At 61.2% G+C, this 13,388-nt stretch carries 7 protein-coding genes; 6 read left to right on the top strand and 1 reads right to left on the bottom strand.

Features of this window, described 5'->3' with window-relative positions:
* The first annotated feature begins 269 nt into the window (after positions 1 to 269).
* Positions 270 to 2,870 (top strand): bifunctional aconitate hydratase 2/2-methylisocitrate dehydratase, encoded by a 2,601-nt coding sequence (acnB, locus tag ABDX87_RS21495; protein WP_346829679.1) that lies wholly within the window; start codon positions 270 to 272, stop codon positions 2,868 to 2,870.
* A gap of 1,100 nt (positions 2,871 to 3,970) precedes the next feature.
* Here the strand turns inward: acnB and ABDX87_RS21490 are convergent.
* Positions 3,971 to 8,827: an NAD-glutamate dehydrogenase gene (locus ABDX87_RS21490; protein WP_346829678.1), complete on the bottom strand. Its 4,857-nt coding sequence runs from the start codon at positions 8,825 to 8,827 to the stop codon at positions 3,971 to 3,973.
* 551 nt (positions 8,828 to 9,378) lie between these two features.
* Here ABDX87_RS21490 and ABDX87_RS21485 point away from each other — a divergent pair.
* The 5 genes from ABDX87_RS21485 (at position 9,379) to ABDX87_RS21465 (ending at position 13,387) form a co-directional block, all read left to right on the top strand.
* Positions 9,379 to 9,741, top strand: coding sequence for a hypothetical protein (locus ABDX87_RS21485; protein WP_346829677.1), 363 nt, complete (start codon positions 9,379 to 9,381; stop codon positions 9,739 to 9,741).
* Between the two features lie 186 nt (positions 9,742 to 9,927).
* On the top strand, positions 9,928 to 10,887 hold the full coding sequence (locus ABDX87_RS21480; RefSeq protein WP_074757176.1) for an AAA family ATPase: 960 nt from the start codon (positions 9,928 to 9,930) through the stop codon (positions 10,885 to 10,887).
* Positions 10,888 to 10,891: 4 nt separating this feature from the next.
* Complete coding sequence (locus tag ABDX87_RS21475) at positions 10,892 to 11,836, top strand: DUF58 domain-containing protein (RefSeq protein ID WP_346829676.1); 945 nt, start codon at positions 10,892 to 10,894, stop codon at positions 11,834 to 11,836.
* Positions 11,833 to 12,327, top strand: a complete 495-nt coding sequence (locus tag ABDX87_RS21470; protein WP_346829675.1) for a DUF4381 domain-containing protein — start codon at positions 11,833 to 11,835, stop codon at positions 12,325 to 12,327. The genes ABDX87_RS21475 and ABDX87_RS21470 overlap by 4 nt, the downstream gene beginning before the upstream one ends.
* The gene (locus ABDX87_RS21465; RefSeq protein ID WP_346829674.1) at positions 12,320 to 13,387 is read left to right on the top strand and encodes a vWA domain-containing protein; all 1,068 of its coding nucleotides are present in this window, start codon (positions 12,320 to 12,322) and stop codon (positions 13,385 to 13,387) included. Before ABDX87_RS21470 ends, ABDX87_RS21465 begins: the two co-directional genes overlap by 8 nt.
* Position 13,388: the final 1 nt, after the last annotated feature.

The following is a 13,388-nucleotide window of genomic DNA, read 5'->3' as shown; positions in this document are numbered from 1 at the left end:
TTTAAGGCGCCAATGTCCGTTGGAAGCTGTTTTCAAAGCGTCACGAGCACAGTCAAGTCTACCCAGCAGTCGGTTCTACGACGCAGGCTCGCCCTGCGTCCCCTCCTCCGGGACCGTTCATGCAGGCGTAAAACTTTGAAAACAGCTTCTGTTGGAGATCGTCAGCTGCCTGCCATAAGACTCAAAAAGTTTTTGACGAGCACGGCTGCGGACTTTCTCTGGATGAGCGTCCCGGACACCCATTTGGGACCACTGATGAGGGTAATACTGTGCTTGAAGCCTACCGTAAACACATCGAAGAGCGTGCCGCCCAGGGTATCGTGCCCCAGCCGCTTAACGCCGAACAAACTGCAGGCCTGGTCGAGCTGCTGAAAAACCCACCGGCTGGCGAAGAAGCTGTCCTGCTTGACCTGATCACCAATCGCGTTCCGCCTGGCGTTGACGAAGCTGCCTACGTCAAAGCCGGTTTCCTTTCCGCTCTGGCCAAGGGCGAAGTCATTTCCCCTCTGCTGGACAAGAAACGCGCTGTAGAACTGCTCGGCACCATGCAGGGCGGCTACAACATCGTGACCATGGTCGACCTGCTGGACGACGCCGAGCTGGCACCGGTTGCTGCCGAACAACTGAAGCACACCCTGCTGATGTTCGACGCCTTCCACGACGTCGCTGAAAAAGCCAAGAACGGTAACGTACACGCAAAAGGCGTGCTGCAGTCCTGGGCTGACGGCGAGTGGTTCCAGAAGCGCCCTACCCTGGCCGAGAAAATCAGCCTGCGCGTTTTCAAAGTCACCGGCGAAACCAACACCGACGACCTGTCTCCTGCGCCTGACGCCTGGTCCCGCCCGGACATCCCGCTGCACGCCCTGGCCATGCTGAAAATGGCCCGCGACGGCATCGTGCCTGACGTGCAAGGCTCCATCGGCCCGATGAAGCAGATCGAAGAAATGCGCGGTCAGGGTTTCCCTATCGCCTACGTCGGTGACGTGGTCGGTACCGGTTCCTCGCGTAAATCGGCGACCAACTCGGTGCTGTGGTTCTTCGGTGACGACGTTCCCTACGTCCCGAACAAGCGCGCTGGCGGCTTCTGCTTCGGCAGCAAGATCGCTCCGATCTTCTACAACACCATGGAAGATGCGGGCGCACTGCCTATCGAATTCGATGTGACCAACATCAACATGGGTGACGTGATCGACGTTTACCCATACGCGGGCAAGGTCTGCAAGCACGACAGCGACGAAGTGATCACCACGTTCGAACTGAAGACCCCGGTCCTGCTGGACGAAGTCCGTGCTGGCGGTCGTATCCCGCTGATCATCGGTCGCGGTCTGACCGGCAAGGCGCGCACCGAACTGGGCCTGCCGCCATCGACCCTGTTCAAGCTGCCTGAAGTACCGGCTGCCAGCACCAAGGGCTTCACCCTGGCGCAGAAAATGGTCGGCAAGGCCTGTGGCACCGACGGTATCCGTCCTGGCACCTACTGCGAGCCGAAGATGACCACCGTCGGTTCCCAGGACACCACCGGTCCAATGACCCGTGACGAACTGAAAGACCTGGCGTGCCTGGGCTTCTCGACCGACCTGGTGATGCAGTCCTTCTGCCACACCGCGGCCTATCCAAAGCCGATCGACGTCAAGACTCACCACACCCTGCCTGACTTCATCATGACCCGTGGCGGCGTTTCGCTGCGTCCGGGCGACGGCATTATCCACAGCTGGCTGAACCGCATGCTGCTGCCGGACACCGTCGGTACCGGTGGCGACTCGCACACCCGTTTCCCGATCGGTATCTCGTTCCCGGCCGGTTCCGGTCTGGTCGCGTTCGCCGCTGCCACCGGCGTCATGCCGCTGGACATGCCGGAGTCGATCCTGGTTCGCTTCAAAGGCAAGCTGCAACCGGGCGTCACCCTGCGTGACCTGGTTCACGCGATTCCTTACTACGCGATCCAGAAAGGTCTGCTGACTGTCGAGAAGAAAGGCAAGAAGAACGCCTTCTCCGGCCGCATCCTGGAGATCGAAGGTCTGGAAACCCTGACCGTCGAGCAAGCCTTCGAACTGTCTGACGCGTCGGCCGAGCGCTCTGCCGCCGGTTGCACCATCAAGCTGTCGAAAGAGTCGATCGCCGAGTACCTGAAGTCGAACATCACCCTGCTGCGCTGGATGATCGGCGAAGGCTACGGCGACCCACGTACGCTGGAGCGTCGTGCTCAGGCGATGGAAGCCTGGGTGGCCAACCCTGAGCTGCTGGAAGCCGACGCTGACGCCGAATACGCTGAAGTCATCGAGATCGACCTGGCCGACGTCAAAGAGCCTGTGCTCTGCGCGCCGAACGACCCGGACGACGCCCGTCTGCTGTCCAGCGTGGCTGGCGAGAAGATCGATGAGGTGTTCATCGGTTCGTGCATGACCAACATCGGTCACTTCCGCGCTGCCGGTAAGTTGCTGGATCAGGTCAAAGGTCAGCTTCCAACCCGTCTGTGGCTGTCGCCGCCGACCAAGATGGACGCTCATCAGCTGACTGAGGAAGGCTACTACGGTATCTACGGCAAGGCTGGCGCGCGCATGGAAATGCCGGGCTGCTCGCTGTGCATGGGTAACCAGGCACGCGTAGAGCCGAACTCGACCGTGGTGTCGACGTCGACCCGTAACTTCCCGAACCGTCTGGGCGATGGCGCGAACGTTTACCTGGCTTCGGCTGAGTTGGCGTCCGTTGCGTCGATCCTGGGTCGCCTGCCGACCGTCGAGGAGTACATGGAATACGCGGGCAAGATCGACAGCATGGCTGCCGATGTTTACCGTTACCTGAGCTTCGACCAGATTGCCGAGTTCCGTGAAATCGCAGCGAACGCCAAGATCCCGGTTGTTCAAGCGTAAGATCGAAACAGAGCGTTGAAAGAACCCCACTTCGGTGGGGTTTTTTTATGGGTTGGGGTTGGTTTGGGTTTGGGTGGCTCAAGGTTCCATGGCGGGGGGCGGCTCTCGCGTATGAAGATCAAGGTCAAAAGCGAACGTTGATCTCGGCCTCGCCCCGATCCCCTGTAGGAGCAGTCGGAGGTTACGACGGCCGCGAAGGCGGTGTGTCAGATAACACATTTGCAGCTGACCCACCGCTTTCGCGGCCGTCGTAACCTCCGACTGCTCCTACAGGTTCGGTGGCGGGCATCCATGCCCTGACGGCGCTCTCCCGGCATCCATGCCGCTCGGCCCACTGCGCGTCGTCTGCGTTTGGCCTGCACCCAAGTCGCGTTCTGCGGCATCTGATCTATCGCGTATGAAGATCAAGATCAAAAGCGGACGTTGATCTCGGCCTCGCCCCGATTCACTTGTGGGAGCAGTCGGAGGTTACGACGGCGGGCATCCATGCTCTAGCGGCGCTCTCGCGGAATTCATGCCGCTCGGCCCACTGCGCGTCGTCTACGTTTGGCCTGCACCCAAGTCGCGTTCTGCGGTGTCTGATCTATCGCGTATGAAGATCAAGATCAAAAGCGAACGTTGATCTCGGCCTCGGCCCGATTCACTTGTGGGAGCAGTCGGAGGTTACGACGGCCGCGAAGGCGGTGTATCAGATAAAACATTTGCAGCTGACCCACCGCTTTCGCGGCCGTCGTAACCTCCGACTGCTCCTACAGGTTCGGTGGTGGGCATCCATGCCCTAGCGGCGCTCTCCCCGAATCCATGCCGCTCGACCCACTGCGCGCCGTCGGAGTGCGGGAACCCGACGCAGGAGGGCCAAGCCGGGAGCAAAGCGTTTTTGGTTACTTTTTCGTAGTCCGACATTTCGGCTTTTTACAAAAGTGACCCGCTGTAAGAGCGGAACCGTAAGCCGCCGTTACCGCAGAAACGGATATACCCCCATTCCAGACTCCAACAAAGATCTGCTTTCAACGTTCCCAATACCTGACAAACCAAACGCCACAAAACAAAAAAGCCCCGCATCTCTCGACACGGGGCTCCGGTTACCACTCAGACAATGATCAAACCACAGCAGTCTGCCCGCTCATGGCCAGATCCAGCAGCTCGCGGTTGGCAACGGCGTACATCGCGTAGTCATTACCACTCGCCGCACGCAGTTCAACCAACATCGCGCGCCAGCGCTCGACCATCGGCATGTGCTGCTCCAGCCATAGGTTCAGGCGCTCTTCCACATCCGCAGGGCCGTTCGGCATCTGCAGGACGGACACTGTGATCGCCCGTTGCTGCCAGTCGATGTCGTCGCGGAACGCTTCGCGGGCCAGGGCCTGCCAGTTGTTCTCGACCGGCAGCGCACTGATCTGCTGCAGGTACCAGGTCACGTCCAGCGAGCTGCCTACGGCGAAGTACACCTTCGCCACATCGGCCGCATTCTGGCCCGTGACGTCAGAGGCTTCGATGATCGGCAACAGCGTGTACAGGTGCGTCGTCCCGGCAACCATCCGTGCCAGCAACTCCGGCACGCCCGCTTCGACGTATTCCTGATAACGCGCCTGCCAGACTTCGCGGGTCGGGCCTTCCAGCAGCTCGTCCAGTTTCAGGCCCAGTGCGGCGATGTGCGGACCGAAGTGCGCGACGTCGCGTGCGGCGTCCAGTTCGTTGCGACGGCTGCGCAGGAACCAGCGGGTCGCACGGCGGCCCAGGCGCATCAGTTCATCCATCAGCGCCAGCTGAATCTCAGCCGGGACCTTGTAGTCCAGCGCCTCGATCTGACGGAACCAGTGCGGGAGGTGGAAGATGTCACGCACGATCACGTAAGCACCGGCCACGTTCGCCGCGCTCATGCCGGTCGACTCTTTGAGCCGCTGCACGAAGGTGATGCCCATGTGGTTGACCAGATCGTTGGCGATCTGGGTGCTGACGATTTCGCGCTTCAGGCGGTGACGGCGCATGGATTCCGAGAATTTCGCACCCAGTGAAGGCGGAAACGCGGTTTCCATGTCGCGGGCCAGGTAATCGTCGTCCGGTACGCGAGACTCCAGCAGCGCTTCCTTGAGGTCGATCTTGCTGTACGAGATCAGCACCGACAGTTCAGCGCGGGTCAGACCCTGCTTCTCGGCGATGCGCTCGGCCAGTTGATCTTCGGCCGGGAGGAACTCGATGGCACGGTCCAGCTTGCCGCGAGACTCCAGGTCGTTCATCAGACGCTTGTATTCGGCGATGCGCTCGTAAGCACGGCGAGCGGCCAACGACAGCGCCTGCGTCTGCTTGTAGTTGTTGCCGAGCACCAGATTGCCCACTTCGTCGGTCATGCTTTCGAGCAGCAGGTTGCGTTGCTTCTCGGTCATGTCACCGGCCTGCACCACCTCGTTGAGCAGGATCTTGATGTTCACTTCGTGGTCGGAGCAGTCCACACCACCGGCATTGTCGATGAAGTCGGTGTTGGTGGCGCCGCCCAGCAAGCCGAACTCGACGCGACCCAACTGGGTCATGCCCAGGTTACCGCCCTCACCCACCACCTTGCAGCGCAGCTGGTTGCCGTTGACGCGCAGGGCGTCGTTGGCCTTGTCGCCGACGTCGGCATGGCTCTCGGAACTGGCCTTGACGTAGGTGCCGATACCGCCGTTCCACAGCAGGTCCACCGGCGCCTTGAGCAACGCGTGCATCAGTTCGGTCGGGGTCAGTTTGTCGGCGCTGATGTCGAACCGCGCTTTCATCTGCGGGGTGATGGTGATGCTCTTCAGGCTGCGCGGGAAGATACCGCCACCCTCGGACATGATGCTGGTGTCGTAATCGGTCCAGGCCGAACGCGGCAGGTCGAACAGACGCTGACGCTCGGCAAAGCTGGTGGCCGGATCGGGATTAGGGTCGATGAAGATGTGCAGGTGGTTGAACGCTGCCACCAGTTGCAGCTTGTCGGACATCAACAGGCCGTTACCGAACACGTCACCGGCCATGTCGCCGACGCCGATCACGCTGATGGTGTCCTGTTGAACGTTGATGCCGCGCTCACGGAAGTGACGCTGAACGCCGACCCACGCGCCCTTGGCGGTGATGCCCATCTTCTTGTGGTCGTAACCGGCCGAACCGCCCGAGGCGAACGCGTCGCCCAGCCAGAAGCCGTAGTCGATGGCAATGCCGTTGGCGATGTCGGAGAAGGTCGCGGTGCCTTTGTCCGCGGCCACGACCAGATACGGGTCATCGTCGTCATGACGCACGACGTTGGCCGGCGGCACCAGGGCGCCTTCTTTCAGGTTGTCGGTAATGTCCAGCAGACCGGAAATAAAGATGCGGTAGCAGGCGATCGCTTCGGCCTGGATCTCGTCACGGGTGCCGGTAGTCGGCAGACGGCGCGGCAGGAAGCCGCCTTTTGCGCCCACGGGCACGATGACCGAGTTCTTCACTTGCTGGGCTTTTACCAGACCCAGGACTTCGGTACGGAAGTCTTCTTCACGGTCGGACCAGCGCAGGCCACCGCGCGCAACGTTGCCGAAACGCAGGTGAACGCCTTCGACGCGCGGCGAATACACGAAGATTTCAAACTTCGGCACCGGCTTGGGCAGTTCAGGAATCAGACGCGGGTTAAACTTGAAGCTGAAGTAGCTCTTGTTCTGACCGTTGGCGTCGGTCTGGTAGAAGTTGGTGCGCATGGTCGCCTTGATCAGATCAAGGTAGCGACGCAGGATGCGGTCTTCGTTGAGCACCTGAACGTCGTCCAGTGCCGAGAGAATCGCCTGCTCCAGGCGCGACTGCATGTCGTCCAGATCGCCACCGCTCAGCTTGCGCGCGAGGTAGAAGCGGGTCTTGAACAGTCGGGTCAGCTCACGCGCGATGTCGGCGTGGTTGTTCAGGGTGCTGGCGATGTAGCCCAGATCGAAGCCCAGACGGATCTGTTTCAGGTACCGGGCATAAGCGCGCAACAGCGCCACGTCACGCCACGGCAAACCGGCGGTCAGCACCAGGCGGTTGAACGCATCGTTTTCGGCATCGCCACGGACGATGTGGACAAAGGCGTCCTGCAGCGTGTCATTGAGCTGCTGCAGGTCGAGGTTCAGGCCTTCGCCATAGGTGAAGGCGAAGTCGTGAATCCAGAACTCGCGGCCATTGGTGTGGCGCAGACGATACGGGAACTCGCCCAGCACGCGCAGGCCGAGATTTTCCAGGATCGGCAAGACGTCGGACAGCGCCAACGGGGTGTCGGCGTGGTACAGCTTGCAGTGCAGCTGCGCCTTGTCGCCCGACAGCGGCTGATAGAAGCTCATGACCAGCGGGTTGGCTTCGGTCAGGTTCAGCAGGTGCTGCATGTCGACCACGGCCGAATGCGCGGCGAAACGCTCGCGGTAGCCGGCCGGGAAGCCTTTCGGGAAGTCGGCCAGCACGTTGGTGCCTTGCGCTTCGCCGAAGCTTTCGATGACCAGGCTCGCGTAATCGTCCTTCCACGAACGGCAGGCCTGGATCACTTCGTTTTCCAGTTGTTGCGGGTCGATGTCCAGGGTGACTTTCGGGTCCACGCGCAGAATCAACTGCACCCGGGCCAGTACCGACTCAGAGAAGAAGGTCCAGAATTCGCAGTCGCTGGCCTTCAGGCGATCCATCAGCACTTGCTGGATCTTCTGACGGACTTCGGTGGAGTAAACGTCGCGCGGCACGTAGGCCAGGCAGTAGCAGAAACGGCCGTAGGGGTCTTTGCGCAGGAACACGCGAATCTTGTTGCGTTCCTGGATCTGCACGATCGACATGACGGTGGTGAACAGTTCGTCCACCGGGGTCTGGAACAAGTCGTCGCGTGGCAGCACTTCTACGACTTGCGCCAGCTCTTTACCCAGGTGCGCCTTGGCATCGAAACCTGAACGGCGTTCGACTTCGGCGACTTTGCGGCGAATGTAAGGGATATTGCGCACACTCTCGCCGTACACCGACGAGGTATACAGGCCCATGAAGCGGCATTCCTTGATGACGCTGCCGTCGGCGTCGATCTGGCGGATCGACACGTAGTCCGGGTACGCCGGGCGATGCACACGACTCGGGTGCGCGGCCTTGGCGAACGACAGCAGCGTTGGCTCCTGCAGGTAATTCACTGCATAGCCTTCGATGTGCAGGTCTTCAGCCGTGAGCCCCGCACGCAGCAGTTTGGTCAGGCCCAGGAAGGAAGACTGATCGTAGGTCAGTTGACCGCCTTCGCTCCCCCCGTTGACGGTGAACTCTTCGTAGCCCAGGAAGGTGAAATGATTGTTCACCAGCCATTCGAGGAACACCTTGACCTCGGCTTTCTCGTCCGGGTCAACGGCGTATTCGTTGGCGTCGATGCCAGCCAGCAGTTCGTGCAGCTTGGCCTTCATCGGTTCGAAGTCTTCAACGGCCACGCGGACTTCACCGAGCACTTGCTCAAGCTCGCGGGCCAGCACGTTCAATTCTGCGGCGTTGGCGCAGCGGTCGATCTCCAGGTACATCAGCGATTCTTGCAGCACGCCATCGCCGGTGGTGCCTTTTGGCAGCAACTCGACCAACTGACCTTTCTCGTCGCGACGCACGCTCAGTACGGTGGTCTGTAACGTGTGAATGCTGTAACCACGACGGTTCAGCTCGGTACGAACCGAGTCGACCAGGAACGGCAGGTCGTGGTGCAACACTTCGACCGCGGTGTGCGTCGATTGCCAGCCGTGACGCTCGTAGTCAGGGTTGTAGACGCGAACCTCAGGCTTGCTGTGTTCGAAACGCTCGAGCAGACGCCAGGCAGACAGGGTGCAACCGGCGAGGTCGGAAAGCCTGCGCTGGGTCAGTTCATCGAGGGAAATGATGCCGAAGAATTGATCGGCGAACAGCGCCACTTGTGGCAGTGACTGTTCACTGATGTGCTGGGCCAGTGCCGCTCTCAGTTGGTGCTGGAAGTCGGACTTGCTGGCTGCGGTGAAGAACGCCATCTGTGGTACTCCGCTTGGCTTGGGCTTTTATATAGGAGAGATGCGTGTTTCGGGGTCGTGCATGTAAGTGTGTTCGCCCGTTTTGCGTCTGTTCGATGATAGTCAGCAAAACGTGACAAGGCGCGGTGCGTGCTCACACTTGCCTTAGTACTAACGCTCGTCGTGTGTGCGTCGTCACATTGATCCGACCCGAATGACGATCGGTGTGACGTCTGCCCAGGCAGGCTCGGCCACACTTCCGTTCATCTGCTACGCAGCTTAACGATTGCTGCCACGCGGCTGCTTGCGGTCCTGCGACATATTCGGACATCGGCTTGCAACGGAATGTTGCCCATGTAAGGGAGTTGCGGACACCTGTGGGAGCGAATTCATTCGCGAGACGCCACCACAACCCATACATCTCCGTCGCCTAAAACATTTTCGCGAATGAATTCGCTCCCACGGGTGTTGGCGCAAGCCATTGGAACCGGGCAAGTCGACAAGCAGGCAAAAAATCTTCAGGGCTGGCAAAATCTCTCCCTGCCCCGAACCGAGCCACAGGACCTACGCCCATGAAGATGATCACCGACAGCTTCATCCACAACCCTTGCGACGAGGAAGAAGATGACATGGCGCTGGCCTGCTGCCACGCCACGAACGGCGATCTGTTCCTGCTGGCGCGCTTCCCGGATGAAGACGAGGTCGACATCACCTTCCGCGACGACACCATTCACGTCGATTCGAATTTGAAAGTGACGTTCTCTGCGACCCGTCTGGTCGTGGAAATCGATGCCACTGACGCCAAGCCGTTCGGCGGTGACACCGTTTACGAGATCACCCACAGCACGCCGGCCAACGAGCTGCGGGATCTGGATGAAACGCTGAAGATCATCCTCAGGGAGGTGGGGACGTACGTCAGCGAGATCACAGCGTAAACGCCGCGTAACAGTGGGAATACCCGGAATCTGTCAGACAATTCTCACTTTTACCCCGCGAACTCTACCAAACGCTGAAAAAACCCCTTGGCCGGTTAGTCGCCACCCCCTCGGATGGATTAAAGTAACGCCCCCAGCTTCGGCGCCCTTTTGGCGCTGCTGCGCACCTGCCAGGAACCGTCATCGATGGAACATCGTGAAGCGTTGATCGCGCTGCGAACCTTTCTCTCCACTCAGATTCTGGGGCAGGAGAAACTGGTGGAGCGCCTGCTGATCGCGCTGCTTGCCGACGGCCACATGCTGGTCGAAGGTGCGCCGGGCCTGGCCAAGACCAAAGCGATCAAGGAACTGGCCGAAGGCATCGAGGCCGAGTTCCATCGCATCCAGTTCACGCCCGACCTGTTGCCCGCCGACATCACCGGCACCGAGATCTATCGCCCGGAAACCGGCAGCTTCGTCTTCCAGCAGGGTCCGATCTTCCACAACCTGGTGCTGGCGGACGAAATCAACCGGGCGCCCGCCAAGGTCCAGTCGGCGCTGCTTGAAGCCATGGCCGAGCGCCAGGTCAGTGTTGGGCGAAGCACCTACGATCTGTCGCCGCTGTTTCTGGTCATGGCCACACAGAACCCGATCGAGCAGGAAGGCACGTATCCGCTGCCCGAAGCTCAGCTCGACCGCTTTCTGATGCACGTCAAAATCGGTTTCCCCGATGCCAACGTCGAACGCAAGATTCTGCAGCAGGCCCGTGGCGAAGCCTTGAACGGTGAAACCAAGCCGGAGCGGCGCGTGACCCAGCAGGCAATCTTCGCCGCACGTAAAGAGATCCTTGGCCTGTACATGGCCGACGCGGTGGAGGAATACCTGGTGCAACTGGTCATGGCCACCCGCACACCCGCCAAGTTCGACGCAGAGCTGGCCGAGTGGATCGGTTACGGCGCCAGCCCCCGTGGCTCGATCTCTCTGGACCGCTGCGCAAGGGCCCACGCCTGGCTGGCCGGCCGTGACTTCGTCAGCCCCGAGGACATTCAGGCGATGGTGTTCGACGTGCTGCGTCATCGCATCATTCTGTCGTTCGAAGCCGAAGCCGCGGGCATTGATCAGGACCGCGTGATCCAGCGCATTCTCGACGTCGTTGCCGTCGCCTGACCCCATGCAACCCTATCTGATTTCCCAACCGGGCATCCGCATCAGCCTTGCCGAGCTGATCGAGATGCGCCATCGCGTGCGGGAAGTGCAGCTGTTTTCGTCGCCCAGCCGACGCAGCCCGCTGATCGGCCTGCACCACTCCAAGCTGCGCGGGCGCGGTGTCGACTTCGATCAGGTGCGCGTCTATCAGGCCGGCGACGACGTGCGCACTATCGACTGGCGCGTCACCGCCCGAACCCAAGAGCCGCACACCAAGCTGTTTCATGAAGAGCGTGAGCGGCCGATTTTCCTCATGGTCGAACAAAGCCGTCGCGTGTTTTTCGGCTCTGGCCTGATGTTCAAATCGGTACTCGCGGCGCAGGCCGCCGCCCTGATTGGCTGGGCCGCGCTGGGCCACAACGATCGCGTCGGCGGGCTGGTATTCGGCGACAACGAGCACTACGAAATCAAGCCGCGACGCAGCAAGCAGAGCTTGCTGCAACTGCTCAACCGGCTGGTGCGGGTCAATCAGTCCCTGCACACCGAAGCGGTGGCAGACCGGGACACCTTTGGTGTCGCCCTGCGTCGTGCGCGGGAAGTCCTGCGGCCGGGAAGCCTGGTATTCATCCTGTGCGACGAACGAACCCTGTCCGACTCCGCCGAACAGCAACTGGCCTTGCTTTCGCGGCACTGCGACCTGTTGCTGCTGCCGTTGTCCGATCCGCTGGATCATGCGCTGCCCGCCGCCGGACTGTTGAGGTTCGCCGAAAAAGGCGCGCAACTGGAACTCGACACCCTTAACCCCGACCTGCGTCAGACCTACCGTGCGCAGGGTGAAGCGCGGCAGGCACGCTGGGAGTTGCTGGCCAAGAAGCTGCGCGTGTTGATGATTCCGCTGAGCACACAACGCGAGATGGTGGAGCAACTGCGCGACTACCTGAATGCCCAGCAACCGGCCAAACCAAAATGAGCCTGCTGGATCAGTTGCAACCGATGATCCTCCCCGAGCCGGTGAGCGTCTGGCCACTCGCGCCTGGCTGGTGGTTGCTGCTCGCACTGATTCCGCTGTTGGGCTACGGCCTGTGGCGCGCGCGGGTTTTCCTGCCGAAAAAGGCCGCTGGCGAGGCGGTCGAACAGCCGCTCGATCCGCTGCGCCAGGCCGCGTTGATCGAACTCGCCCAGTTGCCCAAACCTTATGACGGTGCCCCGGCCGGCGCGTGGCTGCAGCAGATCAACGGTTTGCTCAAACGCCTGTGCCGCAACGACTACCCCTACAGCCAGAGCCACACGCTCAATGGCCGCAAATGGCTGGCATTTCTCGACAATCGCTGCCCGGCGGCGGGGCTTACCCGCTGGATGATCCTGGTCGAAGGCGCTTACAAACCTGAATGCAAGCTCGACGACAAGGCCATCAACGGCCTGACTCAGTCGGTCGACACCTGGATTCGCAAACATGTTTGAATTCGCCTGGCCGTGGGTCTTCGCCCTGCTGCCCCTGCCCTGGCTGCTGAGGTTCGTGCTGCCGGTGGCCGACAGCGGTGAGGCCGCGCTCAAGGTGACTTTCCTCAATGAACTGGAAGGCCTGGCCGGTCGTCGCGCCCGCGCTCACCTGCCTGGATGGCGTCGACAACTGCCCTTCGTCACGCTGTGGCTGTTGCTGCTGGTGGCGGCTGCGCGTCCCCAATGGCTCGGCGACCCGTTGCCGGTGGCGGCCAGTGGGCGCGACCTGTTGGTGGCAGTTGACGTGTCGGGGTCCATGGATTACCCGGACATGGTCTGGCAGAACGACGAAGTCAGCCGCCTGACGCTGGTCAAGCAGCTGCTCGGCGACTTCCTCGAGCATCGTCAGGGCGATCGCGTCGGGCTGATCCTGTTCGGCAGCCAGGCCTATCTTCAGGCACCGTTGACCTTCGACCGCAAGACCGTTCGGGTCTGGCTGGACGAAGCACGCATCGGCATCGCCGGTAAAAACACAGCCATCGGCGATGCCATTGGCCTGGCGCTGAAACGTCTGCGTTTACGTCCCGCGCAAAGCCGCGTACTGATTCTGGTGACTGACGGCGCCAACAACGCCGGTCAGATCGACCCCGCGACCGCCGCGCGCCTCGCGGCGGGAGAAGGCGTGAAGATTTATCCGATCGGTATCGGCGCCGACCCCGACAAAGGCGCGACCACGATTCTCGGTCTGAACCCCAGCCTGGATCTGGACGAGCCAGCCCTGCGCGAAATCGCCGAGATCTCGGGCGGGCAATATTTCCGTGCCCGCGACGGCGCGCAGCTGGAAAAGATCGGCAAGGCTCTCGACACCCTTGAGCCCGTCACCCAACAACCGACTCAGGCCCGTCCCGCTCACGCCCTCTATCACTGGCCGCTGGCAATGGCGTTGCTGCTGAGCATCCTGCTGGTGATTCACGAACGCTGGCCGCAAAACCCGCTGTACCGTTTCCTCGCCCGCCAGCCAGTTCTGCATCAGGGTCCGCAGTGGCGGCAGCGCTTCAAGCGCTTGCGGAGGCACCGATGAT

The organism is Pseudomonas abietaniphila (assembly GCF_039697315.1).
Classification (GTDB): Bacteria; Pseudomonadota; Gammaproteobacteria; order Pseudomonadales; family Pseudomonadaceae; genus Aquipseudomonas; species Aquipseudomonas abietaniphila_B.
The sequence above is the reverse complement of the archived record's forward strand: the minus strand, read 5'-3'. Positions and strand labels throughout refer to the sequence as shown.

Bases quoted from the DNA above. Each gene is read 5' to 3' on its own strand.
- ABDX87_RS21490 (WP_346829678.1), bottom strand. From the start codon at position 8,827: ATGGCGTTCTTCACCGCAGCCAGCAAGTCCGACTTCCAGCACCAACTG.
- ABDX87_RS21475 (WP_346829676.1), top strand. From the start codon at position 10,892: ATGCAACCCTATCTGATTTCCCAACCGGGCATCCGCATCAGCCTTGCC.
- ABDX87_RS21485 (WP_346829677.1), top strand. From the start codon at position 9,379: ATGAAGATGATCACCGACAGCTTCATCCACAACCCTTGCGACGAGGAA.
- ABDX87_RS21480 (WP_074757176.1), top strand. From the start codon at position 9,928: ATGGAACATCGTGAAGCGTTGATCGCGCTGCGAACCTTTCTCTCCACT.
- ABDX87_RS21470 (WP_346829675.1), top strand. From the start codon at position 11,833: ATGAGCCTGCTGGATCAGTTGCAACCGATGATCCTCCCCGAGCCGGTG.
- ABDX87_RS21465 (WP_346829674.1), top strand. From the start codon at position 12,320: ATGTTTGAATTCGCCTGGCCGTGGGTCTTCGCCCTGCTGCCCCTGCCC.